This is a genomic window from Ventosimonas gracilis (assembly GCF_001580025.1).
Classification (GTDB): Bacteria; Pseudomonadota; Gammaproteobacteria; order Pseudomonadales; family Pseudomonadaceae; genus Ventosimonas; species Ventosimonas gracilis.
Genome location: NZ_LSZO01000124.1, coordinates 1 through 19,240, shown reverse-complemented (window position 1 = coordinate 19,240; position 19,240 = coordinate 1). Strand labels below are relative to the sequence as shown.

18 protein-coding genes are annotated in these 19,240 nt (G+C 55.1%); 4 read left to right on the top strand and 14 right to left on the bottom strand.

Features of this window, described 5'->3' with window-relative positions; translation table 11 throughout:
* Window positions 1-146: 146 nt before the first annotated feature.
* The 12 genes from AXE65_RS05475 to folM form a co-directional block, all read right to left on the bottom strand.
* Window positions 147-464, bottom strand: a complete 318-nt coding sequence (locus AXE65_RS05475; RefSeq protein WP_153015397.1) for a hypothetical protein — start codon at window positions 462-464, stop codon at window positions 147-149.
* Between the two features lie 15 nt (window positions 465-479).
* Window positions 480-3,323: a 2-oxoglutarate dehydrogenase E1 component gene (locus tag AXE65_RS05470; RefSeq protein WP_068389203.1), complete on the bottom strand. Its 2,844-nt coding sequence runs from the start codon at window positions 3,321-3,323 to the stop codon at window positions 480-482.
* Between the two features lie 327 nt (window positions 3,324-3,650).
* Window positions 3,651-4,022 carry a hypothetical protein gene (locus AXE65_RS05465; protein ID WP_068389201.1) on the bottom strand — a complete coding sequence of 124 codons (372 nt, stop codon included), beginning with the start codon at window positions 4,020-4,022 and terminating at the stop codon, window positions 3,651-3,653.
* 72 nt (window positions 4,023-4,094) lie between these two features.
* Window positions 4,095-4,817 (bottom strand): succinate dehydrogenase iron-sulfur subunit, encoded by a 723-nt coding sequence (locus tag AXE65_RS05460; RefSeq protein ID WP_068389199.1) that lies wholly within the window; start codon window positions 4,815-4,817, stop codon window positions 4,095-4,097.
* Window positions 4,818-4,835: 18 nt separating this feature from the next.
* On the bottom strand, window positions 4,836-6,608 hold the full coding sequence (gene sdhA / locus AXE65_RS05455) for a succinate dehydrogenase flavoprotein subunit (protein WP_068389197.1): 1,773 nt from the start codon (window positions 6,606-6,608) through the stop codon (window positions 4,836-4,838).
* 3 nt (window positions 6,609-6,611) lie between these two features.
* Window positions 6,612-6,980, bottom strand: a complete 369-nt coding sequence (gene sdhD, locus AXE65_RS05450) for a succinate dehydrogenase, hydrophobic membrane anchor protein (protein WP_068389195.1) — start codon at window positions 6,978-6,980, stop codon at window positions 6,612-6,614.
* The gene (sdhC, locus tag AXE65_RS05445) at window positions 6,974-7,348 is read right to left on the bottom strand and encodes a succinate dehydrogenase, cytochrome b556 subunit (protein WP_068389192.1); all 375 of its coding nucleotides are present in this window, start codon (window positions 7,346-7,348) and stop codon (window positions 6,974-6,976) included. The genes sdhD and sdhC overlap by 7 nt, the downstream gene beginning before the upstream one ends.
* 257 nt (window positions 7,349-7,605) lie before the next feature.
* Window positions 7,606-8,748 (bottom strand): iron-containing alcohol dehydrogenase, encoded by a 1,143-nt coding sequence (locus AXE65_RS05440; RefSeq protein ID WP_068389189.1) that lies wholly within the window; start codon window positions 8,746-8,748, stop codon window positions 7,606-7,608.
* Window positions 8,748-10,130, bottom strand: coding sequence for an aldehyde dehydrogenase family protein (locus tag AXE65_RS05435; RefSeq protein ID WP_068389187.1), 1,383 nt, complete (start codon window positions 10,128-10,130; stop codon window positions 8,748-8,750). Before AXE65_RS05435 ends, AXE65_RS05440 begins: the two co-directional genes overlap by 1 nt.
* A gap of 26 nt (window positions 10,131-10,156) precedes the next feature.
* Complete coding sequence (locus AXE65_RS05430) at window positions 10,157-11,524, bottom strand: glutamine synthetase family protein (RefSeq protein WP_068389181.1); 1,368 nt, start codon at window positions 11,522-11,524, stop codon at window positions 10,157-10,159.
* A 71-nt stretch (window positions 11,525-11,595) separates the two neighbouring features.
* Window positions 11,596-12,645 carry a TRAP transporter substrate-binding protein gene (locus tag AXE65_RS05425; protein WP_068389179.1) on the bottom strand — a complete coding sequence of 350 codons (1,050 nt, stop codon included), beginning with the start codon at window positions 12,643-12,645 and terminating at the stop codon, window positions 11,596-11,598.
* Between the two features lie 99 nt (window positions 12,646-12,744).
* Complete coding sequence (gene folM / locus AXE65_RS05420; RefSeq protein WP_068389177.1) at window positions 12,745-13,431, bottom strand: dihydromonapterin reductase; 687 nt, start codon at window positions 13,429-13,431, stop codon at window positions 12,745-12,747.
* 104 nt (window positions 13,432-13,535) lie between these two features.
* Here folM and AXE65_RS05415 point away from each other — a divergent pair, with 104 nt between their 5' ends.
* Window positions 13,536-13,916: an MAPEG family protein gene (locus AXE65_RS05415; RefSeq protein ID WP_204376521.1), complete on the top strand. Its 381-nt coding sequence runs from the start codon at window positions 13,536-13,538 to the stop codon at window positions 13,914-13,916.
* A 132-nt stretch (window positions 13,917-14,048) separates the two neighbouring features.
* Window positions 14,049-15,419, top strand: coding sequence for a DUF1329 domain-containing protein (locus AXE65_RS05410; RefSeq protein WP_068389164.1), 1,371 nt, complete (start codon window positions 14,049-14,051; stop codon window positions 15,417-15,419).
* Here the strand turns inward: AXE65_RS05410 and AXE65_RS05405 are convergent.
* Both AXE65_RS05405 and AXE65_RS05400 read right to left on the bottom strand, forming a co-directional pair.
* Window positions 15,396-16,124 (bottom strand): phosphatase PAP2 family protein, encoded by a 729-nt coding sequence (locus tag AXE65_RS05405; protein WP_068389157.1) that lies wholly within the window; start codon window positions 16,122-16,124, stop codon window positions 15,396-15,398. The genes AXE65_RS05410 and AXE65_RS05405 overlap by 24 nt on opposite strands.
* Window positions 16,121-18,109, bottom strand: coding sequence for an LTA synthase family protein (locus tag AXE65_RS05400; RefSeq protein WP_068389154.1), 1,989 nt, complete (start codon window positions 18,107-18,109; stop codon window positions 16,121-16,123). The genes AXE65_RS05405 and AXE65_RS05400 overlap by 4 nt, the downstream gene beginning before the upstream one ends.
* Window positions 18,110-18,205: 96 nt before the next feature.
* Between AXE65_RS05400 and AXE65_RS05395 the strand changes: the two genes are divergently transcribed.
* Together AXE65_RS05395 and AXE65_RS05390 are read left to right on the top strand one after the other, a co-directional pair.
* Entirely contained in the window at window positions 18,206-18,871 is a 666-nt protein-coding gene (locus AXE65_RS05395; protein WP_068389149.1) for a response regulator transcription factor, read from the top strand.
* Entirely contained in the window at window positions 18,871-19,152 is a 282-nt protein-coding gene (locus AXE65_RS05390) for a hypothetical protein (protein WP_068389146.1), read from the top strand. The genes AXE65_RS05395 and AXE65_RS05390 overlap by 1 nt, the downstream gene beginning before the upstream one ends.
* The last annotated feature ends 88 nt before the right edge of the window (window positions 19,153-19,240 follow it).

The following is a 19,240-nucleotide window of genomic DNA, read 5'->3' as shown; positions in this document are numbered from 1 at the left end:
CTTTGCGGATGTCGGAGAAGGCAATATCAGCGCCTTCAGTGTTAAATAGAGCGGTCACTGTTTCCCCGGAGAAAAGTGTCGTGCGGGCAATATAAGGATTTTGCATGAGCCCTCTTTTTTAAGATAGGAAATAGAGACCTGATGACTCAACAATCCTTGGCGAAATAAGCGCAGGATAATTTAAACAAGGCATTGTCTTCATTGATGGGTTCGCTGCCCGCGCTGCCTACTGGTTTTTCGGCCGTTTTAAGATTTAAAGCCAGCAGGTCATAGCAGGCGAGACGTTGCTTTTCGTTTTCTTGCAAAGAACAGGCGGCGAGTTGTTGGGATAGCAGTGCCTCATCAGCAACCGCATGGGTTGTTAAGGCAAGCAGGGTGAAAAGCCCCGCGCGGACTATGCCCCTCGCCCCCTCTCCCATCAATGGGAGAGATGAGTTAAAGCACCCTTTCCTGTTCATCGTCATTGCCGGCACCTGCCGCTACAAGGTAAACGCATCCTGCAACAACTTCTCTTGCTGTTGCGCATGCATGGAAGCGTAGCCGCAGGCGGGGGCGGCGGAGCCTTCGCGGCCTGCGTATTCCAAATTGAGTTTATTTTTATGGGCACTGGCAGCGCGGCGCATATGATGCTGGCTGCAATACCAGGCACCTTGGTTCATCGGCTCTTCCTGGCACCAAATCAGGTGCTTAAGCTGAGTGTAGGGCGCGAGCACTTCGGCCAGATCGTCCGCCGGAAACGGGTAAAGCTGTTCAATACGTACGATGGCGATGTCTTCGCGGTTTTCTGCGCGGCGTTTGCTGAGCAGGTCGTAGTAGACCTTGCCGCTGCACAAAATCAGCCGTTCGACTTTTTTCGCCGGCAGCGGGTCAATCTCGCCAATCACGGTTTGGAATGCGCCTTCGGCCAATTCTTCCAGCGTGGAGACGGCAAGCGGGTGGCGCAGCAGGGATTTTGGGGTAAGCGCAATCAAGGGCTTGCGCAGCGGGCGGATGACCTGACGACGCAGCATATGGTAGACCTGCGCCGGCGTGGTCGGCATGCACACTTGCATGTTGTGCTCGGCACAGAGTTGCAGGTAACGCTCCAAACGCGCGGAACTGTGCTCTGGCCCTTGCCCTTCAAAGCCGTGCGGCAGCAGTACGGTTAAGCCGCAAAGCCTGCCCCATTTGTGTTCGCCGCTGCTGATAAATTGATCGAAGACGACCTGTGCGCCGTTGGCAAAGTCGCCGAACTGCGCCTCCCAAAGCACCAAGGCACCGGGCGTGGTGGTCGCGTAGCCGTATTCAAAGCCCAGCACCGCTTCTTCCGATAAAAACGAGTCGTACAGCGAGAAGGCCGGTTGCCCGTCAAACAGGTGCTGCAACGGCAGGTAAATTTGCCCGTCTTTTTGGCTGTGCAATTGCGCGTGACGGTGCGAGAAGGTGCCGCGGCCAATATCTTGACCGGTCATGCGTACCGGATGGCCTTCGTGCAGCAAGGTGGCGTAGGCGAGGTTTTCCGCGTAGCCCCAGTTAATCGGCAAGGCACCGGCGGTCATTTTGGCGCGGTCTTCCATCACTTTGGCGACCTGGCGCTGCAGTACGAAGCCTTCGGGCACTTGCAGCAGTTTGCCGGCCAGTTCCTGCAAGGTTTTTAGGTTAAAGCGGGTGTCGTGCCGCGCGGTCCAGGCGTGTCCCAGATAGGGCTTCCAATCGACAAAAAGCTCCTCCGAGGGCTGTTTGACCAAGCTTTTTACCACGTGCTGGCCGTTATCCAGTGCGCAGCGGTAGTCCTCAATCTTGGCGGTGATCTCATCTTCTGTGAGCGTGCCGCGTTTAACCAATAAATCGGCGTACAGTTCGCGGGTAGAGCGCTGCTTGGCAATTTGTTGGTACATAAGCGGCTGCGTGCCGGAGGGTTCATCCGCCTCGTTATGCCCACGGCGGCGGTAGCAGACGAGGTCAATCACGATGTCGCGCTTAAACTGCATGCGGTAGTCCACCGCTATTTGCGTGGCGAACAGTACCGCTTCCGGGTCGTCACCGTTTACGTGCAATATCGGCGCCTGGATCATTTTGGCGACGTCGGTTGCGTATTCGGTCGAACGCGCATCATCGGCACGGCTGGTGGTAAAGCCGACTTGGTTATTGATCACGATATGGATAGTGCCGCCCGTTTTATAGCCGCGCGTTTGCGACATTTGCAGGGTTTCCATCACCACGCCTTGTCCGGCAAAAGCCGCGTCGCCGTGAATGGCAATCGGCAGCACTTTATCGCCGACGGCGTCATTGCGGCGGTCTTGGCGGGCGCGTACCGAGCCTTCCACCACCGGTGAGACAATCTCAAGATGCGACGGATTAAAGGCAAGCGCCAGATGCACTTCGCTGCCTGAGGTCATCACATTAGAGGAAAAGCCCTGGTGGTATTTCACGTCACCGGACGTTAAACCTTCGGTTTGCTTGCCCTCGAACTCGTCAAACAGTTCGCGCGGATTTTTCCCCAGAATATTAACCAGCACATTCAGCCGCCCACGGTGCGCCATACCGATCACGATTTCGCGCACGCCGTAGCCGCCGCTGCGCTGGATGATCTCATCGAGCAGCGGAATTAAACTCTCACCGCCTTCCAGACCAAAGCGCTTGGTGCCGGGGTATTTGGTGCCCAGGTATTTTTCCAATCCTTCGGCGGCGGTTAAGCGTTCCAGCAAGTGCGCTTGGGTCGTTGCGGACAATTTGGGCGCACTGCGCACGCTTTCCAGTCGCTGCGCGAACCAGTGGCGCTGCGTGGAATCGACAATGTGCATAAATTCCGCACCCAGTGTGCGGCAGTAGGTTTCTTTAAGCGCTTGGTGAATATCGCGCAAACTTGCTTCTTTCTCGCCGATATAAAGGCCGCCGGTGCGAAATCGAGTGTCCAGATCCGCACGGGTCAAAGCGTAATGTTCGATGGCTAAATCATCCGGCGCAAGGCGCTGCCACAAGCCTAATGGGTCAAGCTGCGCCGCCTGATGACCGCGAATACGAAAGGCCTGAATCAGCCGTAGCACTTCAACCTGTTTTTTCTCGTGCTCGCTGCTGACGCTGGTGGCGGAAACCGGCTTGGCGCGGCGCTGATTTTTGGCGAGCAAAACAAATTGCTCGCGGATGGTTGAATGCGCCACATCATTGGCCGGTGCTTGCACCTCGCCGGTTTGCGCGGGCAGCTTTTGAAAGTGACTGCGCCACTCTTCCGGCACGCTGTTGGGGTCGTGCAGGTAGCGCTCGTAGAGCGCCTCGACGTAGTCCGCATTGCCGCCGGAAAGGTAAGCGCTGTCCCACAGGCGCTGCATGGTGGTTTCTTGCATGGATTTAATCTCAACTCAAACAACCAGCGCCTTGCCAAACGAAGCAAAGCGGCGAAAAATTAAAGGTGCTATCGTAAAGCCAAACAAAAGCACAAGCCACCGATAAAATCAGCGGCAAAAGCAAGGACTGGACATTTGAGTGGCTGCCGCGCTTTGCCGCAGAGTGGGGTTTGCCATCTACGAGGCTAAAAGCGTCGAGGTGGTGATTTGAACCAAGGCGAAAACAGTACCTTTGAGGAAGACCTGGCCAAGGACGTGCGCACTATCCGCACAATTACACAAGAAAGGAATCCACGACCGATTTTCACTGACCAAGGTTTGTCTTGATCAAGGAGCATTGTTCGCTAAAAATGCCATTCCGATAAAAGGCAATAACATCAGCACAGCCGAAATCAGCGTACCGGTCAGTGCAAAGGCTTTTTTACGGTTTTTCTGCATTAAACCGGTAATCCCCAATAGTAAAGCCACGGGCAGCATTAAGGGTCCAAGCAACATTAGCGCTGCTAATCCGGGTTCCCATAATCCGTCAACGATCTCTTGCAGTGCTTTTTGCCTTGGTGTGCTGGCATGTCCCATCATGATGGCGATTATCATCAAGCTGCCAATGCAGAGTAATGGAGCGAGCAGGCTTAAGACAAATGAGGCAATACCTAATCGAGAATGCCGCTTTTGTTCCTTTTGTTCAATATTATGCCTCATTATCGCAGCACCCCAAAAGCACTTAAATAAAGACAGTGAATATAAAACCAGGGTCTATTCCTCTGTCGTTATTTAAGTCCCGCTTTGCAGCAGCATATTGCGTACATGACCAATGGCTTTGGTGGGGTTTAAGCCTTTCGGGCAGACATTAACGCAGTTCATAATGCCGCGGCAGCGAAATACGCTAAACGGGTCGTCCAATGCGGCGAGGCGTTCTTGCGTTTGGGTATCACGGCTATCGGATAAAAAGCGGTTGGCTTGCAAGAGTGCCGCAGGTCCTAAGAATTTATCCGGATTCCACCAGAACGATGGGCAAGAGGTGGAGCAACAGGCGCACAGAATGCACTCATACAAGCCGTCGAGTTTTTCCCGTTCAGCCGGGGATTGCAGGCGTTCAATGGCGGGCGGCGGGGTATCGTTTTGCAAATAGGGCTGCACCTTCTCATATTGCTTGTAGAAGATGCTCATATCGACGACTAAATCGCGGATAACCGGCAGCCCCGGTAATGGGCGAATCACCAGTTTGTTGTTTTTAACCACCGAAGATAGGGGAGTAATACAAGCAAGACCGTTTTTGCCGCTGATATTCATGCCGTCCGAACCGCAAACGCCTTCGCGGCAGGAACGGCGGTAAGAAAAACCTTCATCCTGCTCTTTAATCAGTGCCAATACATCGAGCACCATTAAATCTTTGCCGCCGATTTCAATCGTGAAATCTTGCATTAGCGGCGCGTTGTCTTTTTCTGGGTTATAGCGGTAGACGCTGACGGTTAAGGTATTGCCAAGGCTAGCCATGATTTTTAAGCCACTCAATCAATAAGTGCGAACTTTAGGTTTAAACATCGGAACGGTTTTCGGCGCAAGATTAACCGCGCGTTTGCCGACCCGTTTTTCCTGCGGGAAATACAGGGTGTGGCACAGCCAATTGTCATCATCACGCGCTTCATAATCTTCGCGGGCGTGTGCGCCGCGTGATTCGGTTCGGTGTTCTGCGGCAATGGCGGTGGCTTCGGCCACTTCCAATAAGTTTTGCAGTTCCAGCGCTTCAATACGTGCCGTATTAAACGCACCCGACTTATCGGTAATTTTGACCTTTTCAATACGCGGACGTAGTTCGGCGAGTTGCTTAATGCCTTTTTGCATATATTCGCCGGTACGGAATACGCCAAAGTAGTTTTGCATGCATTGTTGCAGTTCACGTTTAAGCGGCGCTACTTCTTCGCCTTGGCTGCGCTCATTGACTCCGGCCAGACGGGCGAGCGACTGCTGCAAGTCTTCATCCGTTGCGCGGCGCACTTCAATGCCTTCTTTAATCGCTTGCTCCAAATAAAGTCCGGCTGCGCGGCCAAAGACCACCAAGTCAAGCAGCGAGTTGCCGCCCAAGCGATTGGCTCCATGTACCGATACGCAGGCGACTTCACCTACGGCAAACAGGCCGGGAACAATGCAGTCTTCGCCGGATGCGTTTTGCGTCAATACTTGTCCGTGAATATTGGTCGCCATGCCGCCCATCATGTAGTGGCAGGTCGGGATCACCGGAATGGGTGCCACCACCGGGTCGACATGGGCAAAGGTTTTCGCCAGTTCGCAGATACCAGGCAAGCGGCTGTGCAGCACTTCTTCGCCCAAATGGTCGAGTTTAAGCAGCACGTGGTCTTTATTAGGACCTACACCATTACCGGCCAGCACTTCTTTAACCATTGAGCGGGCGACCACGTCACGTCCGGCCAGGTCTTTGGCATTGGGTGCGTAGCGCTCCATAAAACGCTCGCCTTGTGCGTTAATCAGATAGCCGCCTTCACCACGACAGCCTTCAGTGACCAGCACGCCCGCGCCGGCAATGCCGGTCGGGTGGAATTGCCACATTTCAATGTCTTGCACCGGCACGCCCGCACGCAGCGCCATGCCCACGCCGTCGCCGGTGTTAATCAGTGCGTTGGTGGTCGATGAGTAAATTCGCCCGGCTCCACCGGTCGCCAGCACCACGGCTTTGGCACGAATATAGACGGTTTCGCCGGTTTCGATGCAGATGGCAATAATGCCGACTATCGCGCCGTCCTGATTTTTTACCAAATCCACCGCATACCATTCGTTAAGAAAGGAAGTGCCGTTTTTAAGATTGGCTTGATACAGGGTATGCAGCAGCGCATGGCCGGTGCGATCGGCAGCGGCACAGGTGCGCGCGGCTTGGCCGCCTTCGCCAAAGTTTTTCGACTGCCCACCGAACGGGCGCTGATAAATGCGCCCGCTTTCTGTGCGCGAAAACGGCAAGCCCATATGTTCCAGCTCAAATACCGCCTCAGGGCCGACCGAACACATGTACTCAATCGCGTCCTGGTCGCCGATATAGTCGGAGCCCTTGACCGTGTCGTACATATGCCAGCGCCAGTCGTCATTCGGGTCAGCCGAGGCAATCGCGCAAGTAATGCCGCCTTGGGCAGAGACCGTGTGCGAACGGGTTGGGAACACCTTGGTTACGCAAGCGGTTTTATGCCCACCTTGCGCCAGTTGCAGCGCGGCGCGCATGCCCGCTCCACCTCCGCCGACGATAATTGCGTCGTAAGAAAGTGTTGGTATATTAGCCATCGATTAAAACCCCCACAAAATCTGTACGCCCCAGACAAACAGGACAAATTGCAAAACGCCGCAAGCGGCCTGCACCAAAAAGCGCACGCCGGTTGCCCAACGGCCAATCGCCATGGGTGTGAGGTAGTCGGTGGTAATGGTCCACATGCCGACCCAGGCATGCACAATTAATCCGCCAAGCGCGAGCAGGCTAAAAATACGCATGGCGGTATGACTGAACAGCGCCTTCCACTCGGCATAGCCAAGGTTTGGATGACAGACCAAAAAGCCCAGCAAAAACAAAAAATAAGCCGCCAGCAGCACGGCCGAGACGCGCTGCGCCATCCAGTCATACAGGCCAGAACGGGAAAAATTGGTGACGTTGGTTACCACAGCCATACTCCTGCCAGCACAATCAAAACGGCGGAAATCACCAGCACGGCTTTAGAGCCGCGCTTGCCGCCTTCGAGCGTTTCACCCAAGCCCAGATCCATCAACAGATGACGGATACCGGCCACCAAGTGATACAAAAGTGCCGACAACAGCCCAAAGCTTACGAATTTTGCCAAGGGATGCGCCAGATACTGCTTTACCTGCAAAAAGCCTTCTTCGGAAGCCAGCGACTGCTGCAAAGCCAGCAGCAGCAAAACCAGCCCCAAAAACAGGACAACGCCGGAAATCCGGTGCAGGATGGACGTGTAAGCAGTGACCGGCAGCTTTATGGTTCTAAGGTCGAGGTTTACAGGTCGTTGGGTTTTCACGGTTATTCACGCTAAAAGAAAGCCTGCAAAACAGGCCAAATCGATACGGCGCAACCAACGCGCCCGCAACAGAAACCGGCCTCAAGAAGCTACGAAGCCGATAAATTGGCGCAGAAGTATAGGGAAATGGGCAGACAATGGCAATCTGCAGCGATCTTGCCAATAAATAGCCGCTAACGTCTGAGAATACTATGCAATCAGGAATTATTCGTCTGACGATAAAAAGCCCGTCCTTGGGCTTAGGGTGCGTGCGGTATTTAAATGCACTCCAAGTACAACTGCTGTGCGCTCTCTTGGGTGAGCGGGACGGGGTTGCCGCCTGCGGTGGGGTCAACCACGGCCATGCTGGCAAGCTCACTGATGCGGCTGTTATCTACGCCTAAAGCGGCGAGTTTGTCGGGCACGCCGACGCTTTCGCGCAGGTTTTGCATGGCACCGTAGAAGCCGTCAAAGCCGCCGCTGATGCCTAGATAGGCGGCCAGTCGGTTGATTTTGTCTTCAATCGCCGGACGGTTAAAGCGCAGTACGGCGGGCAGCACCACCGCATTGGTCATGCCGTGATGGGTGTTGTAGAGCGCGCCGACCGGGTGCGAGAGCGCGTGTACTGCGCCCAAACCTTTTTGGAAGGCGACCGCGCCCATTGCGGCGGCGCTCATCATTTGTGCGCGTGCCGTAAGGTCATTGCCGTCTTGATAAGCACGCGGCAGGTTTTGGTAAGCGAGGCGCATGCCTTCGAGCGCGATACCTTCGCCCATCGGGTGGTAGAACGGCGTGCAGTAGGCTTCCAGACAGTGGATAAAGGCGTCCATGCCGGTTCCGGCGGTAATGACTTTCGGCATGCCGACGGTCAGTTCCGGGTCACAAATCACCACCGACGGCAGGATTTTGGGGTGGAAGATGACTTTTTTGGTATGACTTTCGCTGTGCGTAATCACCGTGGCGCGGCCGACTTCCGAACCGGTTCCCGCCGTGGTCGGTACGGCAACGATGGGGGCGATAGCTTCGGGGTTGGCGCGTGTCCACCAGTCGCCGATGTCTTCAAAATCCCACACCGGGCGCGTTTGCCCTGCCATAAAGGCAATGGTTTTGCCGAGGTCCAGCCCGGAGCCGCCGCCAAAGGCAACGATTCCATCGTGTCCGCCCTCTTTATAAGCGGCAAGGCCGGCGGCGAGGTTTTTGTCGTTGGGATTGGGGTCTACTTCGGCAAACAATGCGCGGCCAAGACCTGCACTTTGCAGAATATCCAGCGCATTTTGCGTAATCGGCATGCTGGCAAGGCCGCGGTCAGTGACCAGCAGCGGTTTTTGCATGCCGATGGCCTTGCAGTGTTCGGCCAGCTCTTTGATGCATCCAACGCCGAATTTAATCGCGGTGGGGTAGCTCCAGTTAGCAGTCATCATTAGATTTTTTTCCGAAAATGGTAGGACTTGGGACGGGTTAGATTTTGAAAGCCCAAGACGGATAGCGAGCCGCCGCGGCCTGTGTCTTTAACGCCCGTCCAGCACAGTGCCGGATCCAGGTAGTCGGCGCGGTTCATAAAGACCGTGCCGGTCTCCAATTGCTGCCCCAATATAGCGGCGCGTTCGCTGTCCGCCGTCCAAACGGAAGCGGTTAGGCCGTAGCGACTGTCATTCATTAAGGCGAGCGCTTGGTCGTCGTTTTTCACTTTGATAATACCGACCGCAGGACCAAAGGTTTCCTCGCGCATAAAGTCCATTTGATGATTAACGCCCACAAGAATTTGCGGGGCGAGGTATGCGCCGCCGTCATCGGCGGGGAACAGCTTGCTATCGACCAGCGGTTGTGCGCCTTGCGCTACGGCGGCGGCGATTTGCGAGCGCACCTGAGCGGCAAAGCGTTTGTGCGCCATCGGCCCTAAGGTGGTCTCTTGGTCTAACGGATTGCCCAGTTTGAAGTTGGAAACCCAGGCGACCGATTGTTCGACAAAGTCGTCAAACAGACTTTCCTGCACGTAAATGCGCTCAATGCCGCAGCAGCATTGGCCGCTGTTGTAGAACGCGCCGTCCATCAGCGTATCGACGGCAGCGGCAAGATGGGCATCTTCCATAACATAGGCCGGGTCTTTGCCGCCTAATTCCAAACCAAGTCCTGCGAAGGTTCCGGCGGCGGCGCGTTCAATCGCGCGTCCGCCTGCGGGGGATCCCGTGAAGTTAATAAAGTTAAAGTGCCCGGCACCGATCAGGGCGCTGGTCGTGTCATGGTCTAAAAAGACGTTTTGCAGCACGTCTTCAGGCACGCCCGCCTGGTTAAAGGCCCTGACCATACGCTCGCCGACCAGCAAGGTTTGCGCCGCGTGTTTGAGTACGACCGTGTTACCGGCGATCAACGCAGGTGCGACCGTGTTGATGGCGGTCATATACGGGTAGTTCCAAGGCGCGATCACAAACACCACGCCCTGCGCTTCGCGCTCAATGCGCCGCTCGAAATCATCGCTTGCTTCAATCACCAAGGGCGACAGCGCGTAGTGGGCAATATCGGCCATATAGCCGACGCGCTCGTTAAAGCCTTTAAATTCGCCGCCGTAGCGCACCGGCCTACCCATTTGCCAGGCGAGTTCCGGCACCACTTCGCCTGCCATTTCATTAAGACGCGCCGCACCTTGTTGCACCAAGCGGATGCGCTCATCGAGCGGCCTGGCAGCCCAAGCCTTTTGTGCTTTGCGGGCGCGGATGGCAGCATCGGTGGCTTGTTCTAACGAAAGCGCGCTGCGTTCGGCGTAAACCGAACCGTCTACCGGGGATATACATTGAATCACGGTCATTTACTGCCTCTTTTTATCGTCAAAGGTTAAGCACGTTCAAAGCCGCGGGCGACTTCCCAGTCGGTAATGCGGCGGTCGTATTCTTCTTGCTCCCACTTTGCAGCGCGAACATAGTGGTCAACCACATCACCGCCTAAGGCTTCGCGCAGCATGGCTGAATGATTGAGAGCGTCCGTGGCGGCGCGTAGAGTTTTGGGGATTTCGCGCACGTTGTGCCCTTGATAGGCATCGCCAACAAAGGGCGCTTCCAGTTCCATTTGCTGGTTAATTCCGGCGATACCGGCGGCAATTAACGCGGCCATGGCCAGATAGGGATTTAGATCCGAACCGCCCACGCGGCATTCAATGCGAATGGCCTTGCCGCTGCCACACAGGCGATAACCGGCGGTGCGGTTGTCCAAACTCCAAACCGCTTTGGTCGGCGCAAAGGTATTGGCGACAAAGCGCTTGTAGGAGTTGATATAGGGCGCTAAAAAGTAAGTCACTTCGCTTGCGTGGGCGAGCTGTCCGGCCACGTATTGGCGCATTAAGCGCGACATGCCGTGCTCGGCGTTTGAGTCATAAAACAGCGGCGTTTGTCCATCCAGGCTCCACAGCGATTGGTGGATGTGCGAGGAGGAACCGGCGGCTTTTTCATGCCATTTGGCAAGAAAGGTGACGGATTTGCCCTGCTGCCAGGCGATTTCTTTACAGGCGTTTTTGATGATGGCGTGGCGGTCGGCCATTGAGAGCGCATCCGCGTAACGCACGTTGATTTCTTCTTGCCCTGGCGAGGCTTCGCCTTTGGAGTTTTCCACCGGGATGCCCGCACCTTGCAGACCGTTGCGCAGCGCTCGCATGACGTCCTCTTCCTTGGTGGTCTGGAAGATGTGATAGTCCTCGTTATAACCGCTCACCGGTGCCAGATTGCGCCAGCCGTTTTTGCGCACGGTATCGAAGCTCTGTTCAAACAGATAAAACTCCAATTCGGTGGCCATTTGTGCGCTAAAGCCCATGGCTTGCAGGCGTTTTAGCTGCTTTTTAAGCACCGCTCGCGGCGAATGGGCGACTTCATGCTCGCCGTGATGGTCGAGTACGTCGCAAAGTACCAGCGCCGTTCCATCAAGCCAGGGTAGCTTGCGCAGCGTGCCAAGGTCGGGCTTCATCGTGTAATCGCCGTAACCGGCCGCCCAACTGGTCGCCTGGTAGCCGGGGACGGTTTCCATCTCAAGGTCAGTCGCCAGCAGGTAGTTGCAACTGTGGGTTTCCTGCCAGCCGGAATCGATAAAAAATTCGGCGTGAAAACGCTTGCCCATCAGCCGACCTTGCATATCGACAAAGCAGGCAATCACAGTATCAATGCGCCCTGCAGCAACATCCTGTTTGAGCGCGTCAAAAGGGTAGGTTTGGGTCATAAGGCACTTGTTATCAAGAAGTTAAAAACACCGGACATAAGCCCGGTGTATCGGAGCCATACGGATTATCTTCAGCCAAATACGTAAGGCGCACCGGCTTTTTCGATAACCGCGTTGTAGTCTTCAAAAATTTTGACGACTTTGGCGGCGGTTTCGCTTTGCTGGGCGATTTCCTTCCAGAAGGTTTTGGCGGCATCTTCGACCGTCTTCCATTCGGCCATTGGCACGCTGGTTAATTTGAGCTTGTCGCCACCGGCGCGCAGTTTGGCTTCACCGCCCCAGTACCATTGGTCGCGGTAGTTGTTGCCCGCTTCAATGGCGGTCATCAGTAGCGATTTTAAGTGCGGCGGCAGCTCCGCCCATTTTTTCTCGTTGACAAAGAACGAGCCAATCCAGGCACCGGAAATATTGTTAATCAAGAAATGGTCTGTCACATCCGCCCAACCGACGGTGTAGCTTTCGGTAATGCCGCACCAGCACATGCCGTCCAGCTCGCCGGTCTGTACCGCCACTTGCGCATCTTCATAAGGAATACTTACCGGCACCACGCCAAATTGGCCCAAAAAACGACCCGCAGTGGGGAAGGTATAAAGGCGCAGTCCGTGCAAGTCGGCAAGCGAACGAATCGGCTTTTTGGTGACGAAGTGACAAGGGTCTTGCCCCGATGCCGCCAACCAAACCACACCACCGACTTTGCGGTAGGCTTCGCGCCAAATATCGGCCAAACCGTACTGCTTAAACAGTACCGGCACGTCCAAAATCTGCTTGGTGGCGAGTGGGAAGTAACCGCCGAAGGTAGCCACTTCCGCTGGCGATGCCATCGAGTCATCATCCGAATGCACCGCGTCAATGGTGCCCGCTTGCAGTGCGCGGAACAGCTCGCTGGTCGGCACAATCTGGTCGGCGTAGTACAAATCGATATGCAGCTCGCCTTTGGCCGCAGTGTTGATGGCATCGATGATCGGCTTGGTCACGTGCTCACCCAAAGCCGCGCCAGCGTAGGTTTGAAAGCGCCAGCGGATGGTATTTTGTGCCTTGGCGATAGCCGGAGCGGCCAACGCGCCAGCACCGGCAACGGTAGCAACGCCCGCTTTTCGTAAAAAATCACGTCTATTGCTCACTTTGTTGTACTCCCTTGTTGTTGTGCTTCACGCCCGAATGGGCAGAGTTTTCTCGGTTTGCAGCAGGGTATCTTACCGCTTCATTCAATGCCATCAAAATCATATCGACTGCTTTAAATGCCGCCCGCCGTTGACCACGATATTGCTGCCGGTGCTGTAGCTCGCTTGCAGCAGGTAATCCACCGCCTCCAACAAAGGCGCAGCGCCCGGCTCAAAGCGTAGCGCCGCTTTAGCCAGCGCTTGCTGTTGATAGGCCGCATCGCTGCCTTCTTTAAACAGCAAAAGCCCGGGTGAAATGGCATTAACGCGCACCGAAGGCGCATAACGCTCTGCAAAGGACAAGCTCATATTCAGTAGTGCCGCCTTGGTTGCGGCATAAGCGATATGATTTTTGCTGCCGCGCGAGGCGCTCTCGTCGCAGATATGGATGATGTCGGCGCGCGGTTCATTGAGCAGTAGCTCGCCCAATTCCAGATTGAGATAAAAAGGCGCTTCGATATGCAGCCGATACATTTGCTCAAGGCTGGCTAAATCGTCATCCAGCCAAGCGGAAGCATTGTGAATAATCCCGCGCAGGCCCTGGTAACGACTGCGAATAAAGCCTATCAGCGCCTCGCGCTCATCGTGCCTACAAAGGTCGGCCTCGACCTGCTCGATACAAGGATGCGAAGCCGCAAGCGAGCGGCGATTAACCGCAAGCACAGAAAACCCGCTTTCGGCCAAATGCAACGCCAGCGCACGCCCTACCCTTCGACTGGTACCGCTAATCAAAACAGGCGCTGACATGCTGTTTTCCATACGAACAAAAGCAGCACAATAACGCCAGATGGCACGCAGTACAAAACCCCGCCTCGCGACAATGTCCTTAAGTTGATAGAGCAAGGAGATAAATGATGAACCGCACCGCTGTACTGCTGCTGATAGCAGCTTGTTTACCCTATGTCTGCGCGTTGATAGCCAAGGCAGGCGGTAAAGGCTTTAATAACAACCACCCGCGTCCTTGGCTGGAACAGCAACAAGGCTGGCGCGCCCGCGCCCATTTTGCACAGAACAATCTGTTTGAAGGCTTGCCGCTGTATTTTCTTGCCGTGCTCTGGGCGCTGCTCTATCGGCAGATAGGCGAGCAAACGCTTACTCTGTGGATGCTGGCTTGGCTGCTTTTGCGTATCGGCTATATCGGCGCGTATCTGGCCAATTGGGGTGCGCTGCGCTCGGTGCTTTGGTTTTTGGCGCTATTGGTTACTCTGTGGCTGGGCTTTGTTGCTACTTAAGCCCCCCTCGCCTGCCTACTAAAGGCTGTGTTAGGCTTGTCGGCCTTCAGTTAACCAATTCCTCCCATCATCCTAGGACAATCAATGACGTAAAGCTTGCCCCGGATAAATGACACTTTTCGGACATCAACCATGCACAGCGCAACTACAAATACATTAATTGCCGCCGTCGTGGCTCTGGTATGTGCGGTACAGACACAGGCAGCAGTCTCCCCCCAACAAGCCGCAAGGCTTGAGCAAGATTTAACCCCATTAGGTGCCGAGCGTGCTGGCAATGCCAGTGGCAGCATTCCGCGCTGGGAAGGTGGCATTACCGCGCCCCCACAAGACTATCAGGAAGGCGGCTACTATCTTAACCCGTTCCCCGCAGACCAGCCGCTGTTTACCATCACCGCCGCCAATGTGGAGCAATTTAAGGATTACCTGTCCGCCGGGCAGCTTGCCTTGTTTGCCGCCTACCCCGAAACCTTCAAGATGAATATCTACCCCAGTCGGCGCAGCGGTTCAGCACCACAGTGGCTGTACGACAACACCGCCAAAAACGCCGTCACCGCAAAGCTGGTCAATGATGGCAATGGCTTTGTCGATGCTTATGGCGGCGTGCCTTTTCCCATTCCACAAAGCGGCGTGGAAGTGGTTTGGAATCACATCACCCGCTATCGCGGCACCTATCTGACGGCACAGACTTCATCTGCAGTAGTGCAACGCAACGGTCGTTTTGCGCTGACTACCGGCCAGATCGAAGTGTTGTTCAAGTATTACCAACCGAACAGTAGTTTTGCCGAACTGAACAACCTGATGTTTTATTACATGATATTTGTTAAATCTCCGGCGAGGCTGGCAGGTGGGGCGGTACTGGTACATGAAACCATTGACCAGACCAAAGAACCGCGCAATGCCTGGATTTACACCTCCGGACAACGCCGCGTGCGGCGTGCGCCCAATATTGCCTACGACACGCCGATTATCGACTCAGAAGGTCTGCGCACCGCCGACGATACCGACATGTACAACGGTGCCCCCGACCGTTATGACTGGGAGCTGGTCGGCAAGCAGGAAGTCTATATCACCTACAACAACTACCAGATTGGCAGTGGCAAACTCAAATACAAAGACATCCTGCAAACCGGCCATATCAATCCCGACTACGTACGCTACGAGCTGCACCGCGTTTGGGTGGTGGAAGGTCGCTTAAAACCCGGCGCACGGCATATCTATGCGCGGCGAACCTTTTATTTGGACGAAGACAGTTGGCAGATTGCCATTGCCGACCAGTATGACTCGCGCGGCGAACTGTGGCGGGTATCCATCGCGCACCTGACCAATCTGTACAACCTGCCGACTACTTGGTCATCACTGGAGGTTTACCACGACCTGCAATCGCGCCGTTATCTGGCGCTTAACCTGACCGATGAAGAACCCAAGGTCATCAGCTTTACACAGAAAATCCCAAGCGACAGCAACTTCACCTCAGCCGCTTTAATACGACGAGGTGGGCGCTGACGCGAGCGGTTCGGCAGCGGCGGGCGGACGATACAATAGCAAGCGGTAGGCGAGCACACCAATCACCCAGTCGAGCAGCAGCGTCCACAGACTGTGCGAGAAAAAGTGTGCACCTTGCATCATCCTTCCTGAAGCCAGCAGGCTGCCTAGCGCCAGTGCGCCCACCAAGGCCACGCGGGCGCTGCGCGGGTAGCGGTCACGCAGCAGGGAAAACAGCGCCAGCCAGCTAAAACCGGCGCTGGCGTGCCCAGCCGGCCAGCAGCGGCCGGGTTTATTGCTCTCAATGGTTTTACCCAGCAATGGGCGAAACTGCTGGTCGCCGCCAAAAACTTGCAAACTCCACGGGCAGTGCACATTGGTAGCGGCTTTGAGCGGGGTGACGATGCTGCTGCACAGGGTAAGCGCCAGCACCAAATAACTTAAGTCTCTGCGCCAAGGCTTAAGCCGAGCGATAAAAAGGCTTAGCACAAAACCCGCCAAAGCGCACAGACCAAAACCGATCAGCAGCTGCTTGACCTTGGTATGCAGAATGCTTTCCAGCAAAAAACTGTGCCGCCCAATAAAGCCTTCGCCGGGCTGATAAAACAGGTGCGCCAGTGCAAAATCCAGTCGGTGCGGCTCAAACACGACCAATAGCGCCATCATCAGCAATGGCAAACCCAGCGCGAAGCGAAAATCGAATGACCGCGATAGAGACTGCGTCATGGCCTAAGCGCTACCTGTTGAGGATGCTGCAAAGCGGCGTTCTGCGGGTGCGGCAGGTTATCGGCCTGCCAAGCCAGCAGTCGATGCGAGAAGGCATAACTTGCGCCCTGATACCAAGCAATAGCACGCTGTATCAGTGGGTCTTTTGTATCGACTTTGACTTCAACGCTGGCGGCGAGCGCTTCATTGTGGCGGCGCATGCCTTTGCCGGGACTCAGGATGGCTAGATTTTCGCCATCGAACAGGCCAAGGTGCTGATAATTGCCAATCAGCGCCCGCCCGGGCAAGGTGCTTTCACGCAGCAGGTCACGGCCAAAAAAGGTCGAGACATAATCCATATTCAGCAAGCCAAGCAGCGTAGGCGCCAGGTCTATTTGGCTGGAAACCCCGCTAAATTCCCGTGCGGCCACATGCTTGGGGGCGTAGATAAATAGCGGAATGTGATAGTTCTCGACCGGTAAATCCTGCCTGCCCGCGCTGCCGGCGCAGTGGTCGGCGAGAAACACAAACAGCGTGTCGTCAAACCACGGCTTTTGCTGCGCCGCTTTAACAAACTCGCCAATGGCGTAGTCGGTGTATTTGACCGCGCCCTCGCGCCCGCTGCCGGAGGCGATGTCGATACGTCCGTCGGGATAACTGTAGGGGCGATGGTTGGAGGTGGTCATGATGTGGAAAAAGAACGGCTTGGCGGCCTGATAATCCTCATCAGCGACTTTCAGCGCCTGCTGGTAGAGGTCTTCATCGGCCATTCCCCAAGCATTTTTAAAGCTTATTTGGCTTTCTGGCACACTGCTTTGGTCAACAATGCGGTAGCCGTTGCCGCTGAAAAAAGCATTCATATTGTCGAAATAACCGCGCCCGCCGTAGAGAAACACGCTGTCATAACCCCGCGCGGCCAGTTGCTGCCCCAAACTCGCGTAGCCGGTTTCACGGCCAATCCGTTTGACGATGGAACGCCCAGGCGTGGGCGGTATGGATAAAGTGACCGCTTCCAAGCCACGGTCGGTGCTCGTGCCGGTGGCGTAAAAATGGGTAAAAAACAGGCTCTGCTGGCGCAGTTCGTCAAGATTGGGGGTCAATCCGCGCTTATCGCCAAAACTGCCCAAATACTTGGCGCTTAGGCTCTCGACTGTGACCAGCACGATATTCAGATGTTTCTCTGCACCGGGGTTTTCCACCACACGGCGGATGGAAAGCGGATCGGTGCCGATAAAACGCACGCCCTTTGGAGCGACCTGTTCGCGCAGCAGCTTGGCGACTTGCACATCATCCAACGTTGTGTAGAGGCCACGATAATCCAGTTCATTATTGCGAAAGGCGGCAAAGAACTGATAAGGCCCGTTGCTGGAAAGTTCCCTCAGATAACTGTTACCGCCACTGGCACGTGGGAAATCCTGCCCTACGCCAAACAGAACCGCGCCGTTCAATAGCGCCAGCACCAACAGGGCGAAAAACGCGCCGCTTTTTGGCAATAACGGCGCAGCCAATGCACGACGCAGCAATGGCCTTAACAGCCAAGTGAGTAAAACGGCGAGCAGCGCCAATAACGAAAGCAGCGGCACAATCGGGTAGGACTGCATGATGTTATCCACCACTTCTTTGGAATACACCAAATAATCCACTGCAATAAAGTTAAAGCGCACGCCAAATTCATCCCAAAACAGCCATTCGGCGGTGGCGGTAAATAACATGACAAAGAAACTTAACGTCGCCAGTGCCAGCAAAAACCATCGATGAAAACGCGTGTGCCATAACTTTTTGGGGCAAAACAACAAATAAAGCGAAAGCGGCAAACTGACGTAGAGCAAAAACACCAGGTCATAAAAAAGCCCCGTGCCGTAAAGCTTGGGGAGTTCGCTTAAATGAATACCGGTGCCGGCAAAATCTGTGGCGAGCAACAGCGTGCGCGTTGCCAAAAACAACAAAAGCCAAACGCCAAGCAGTACAGCAAGGTAGGCAGGTTGTGCATAACGAAACTTTGACATTTTTCATTCACTCAAGGAATACACTGCTGCCAGTCTGTTCGCAGCACCGTTAGCGCCCCGTGATGGCCGAATGAAAAAATCGTCAAGGAATGGGTTATGCGTTTACTCGTTATCGAAGATAACCGTGACATCCTCGCCAATCTGCTTGACTATTTGCAGCTCAAAGGCTTTACCGTCGATTGTGCGCAGGACGGCCTATCCGGCCTGCATCTGGCCGCCAGTCAGCATTACGACTTGATTGTGCTGGATATCATGCTGCCTGGCATCGACGGCTATCAGCTTTGCCAGCGCCTGCGTATCGACGCGCGCAATGAAGTGCCCATCCTGATGCTGACCGCCCGCGATACGCTCGATGACCGCTTGCAAGGCTTAAACGCCGGAGCCGACGACTATCTGGTCAAACCCTTTGCGCTGGCCGAACTGGTCGCCCGCATTCACGCCATCTTGCGGCGCAGTCAGCGGCGCGGGCGGCTGTTGCAAGTGGGCGATCTCTGCTATGACCTGGATACTCTGGATGTCACCCGCAGCGGGCAGACGCTCAAACTCAACCCCTTGGGGCTGAAACTGCTCGCCATCCTGATGCAAAAAAGCCCGGCCGTAGTGCGCCGCGAAGTGCTCGAAGAAAGCCTGTGGGGCGATGACTGCCCAGACAGCGACAGCCTGCGCAGCCATATTCACCAACTGCGCAAAACCCTCGACAAACCCTTTGCCAGACCGCTGCTGCATACGGTGCACGGCATTGGTTATCAACTGACTGAATAATGCTCTCCAAACAACCCTTTGCCCGCCGTATCCTGATTGCCTTTGTGCTGATGACGGCGCTAATTAGCGGACTGTTTTCGCTATCCATTGTGTTGCTGGTGCACTCCATCGAAGAGCAGTTAATGTCCGAGGAAATGCAGCGCAGCCTCGATACCGTTATCCCTGCTTATCAACAAGGATTGCCGCTGCGTCTGGATGGGCAAAGCCATTTTTTTGCCTCGAACTCAACCGACTTCCCCATTCCGCCCAAGCTGCAAAAACTGCCCGCAGGTTTTTACTGAAGGGTCTTAGGAAGCAAACGCGATCAAAGCGGCTGTTCACGCAGTAATTTTAGCAAGGCCAGATAGATGTTTTCATGTCGATGATTGA

Coding starts and splice junctions, on each gene's coding strand:
- AXE65_RS05475 (WP_153015397.1), bottom strand. CDS start 464: ATGACGATGAACAGGAAAGGGTGCTTTAACTCATCTCTCCCATTGATG.
- AXE65_RS05470 (WP_068389203.1), bottom strand. CDS start 3,323: ATGCAAGAAACCACCATGCAGCGCCTGTGGGACAGCGCTTACCTTTCC.
- AXE65_RS05465 (WP_068389201.1), bottom strand. CDS start 4,022: ATGAGGCATAATATTGAACAAAAGGAACAAAAGCGGCATTCTCGATTA.
- AXE65_RS05460 (WP_068389199.1), bottom strand. CDS start 4,817: ATGGCTAGCCTTGGCAATACCTTAACCGTCAGCGTCTACCGCTATAAC.
- sdhA (WP_068389197.1), bottom strand. CDS start 6,608: ATGGCTAATATACCAACACTTTCTTACGACGCAATTATCGTCGGCGGA.
- AXE65_RS05440 (WP_068389189.1), bottom strand. CDS start 8,748: ATGATGACTGCTAACTGGAGCTACCCCACCGCGATTAAATTCGGCGTT.
- AXE65_RS05435 (WP_068389187.1), bottom strand. CDS start 10,130: ATGACCGTGATTCAATGTATATCCCCGGTAGACGGTTCGGTTTACGCC.
- AXE65_RS05430 (WP_068389181.1), bottom strand. CDS start 11,524: ATGACCCAAACCTACCCTTTTGACGCGCTCAAACAGGATGTTGCTGCA.
- folM (WP_068389177.1), bottom strand. CDS start 13,431: ATGTCAGCGCCTGTTTTGATTAGCGGTACCAGTCGAAGGGTAGGGCGT.
- AXE65_RS05415 (WP_204376521.1), top strand. CDS start 13,536: ATGATGAACCGCACCGCTGTACTGCTGCTGATAGCAGCTTGTTTACCC.
- AXE65_RS05410 (WP_068389164.1), top strand. CDS start 14,049: ATGCACAGCGCAACTACAAATACATTAATTGCCGCCGTCGTGGCTCTG.
- AXE65_RS05405 (WP_068389157.1), bottom strand. CDS start 16,124: ATGACGCAGTCTCTATCGCGGTCATTCGATTTTCGCTTCGCGCTGGGT.
- AXE65_RS05400 (WP_068389154.1), bottom strand. CDS start 18,109: ATGTCAAAGTTTCGTTATGCACAACCTGCCTACCTTGCTGTACTGCTT.
- AXE65_RS05395 (WP_068389149.1), top strand. CDS start 18,206: ATGCGTTTACTCGTTATCGAAGATAACCGTGACATCCTCGCCAATCTG.
- AXE65_RS05390 (WP_068389146.1), top strand. CDS start 18,871: ATGCTCTCCAAACAACCCTTTGCCCGCCGTATCCTGATTGCCTTTGTG.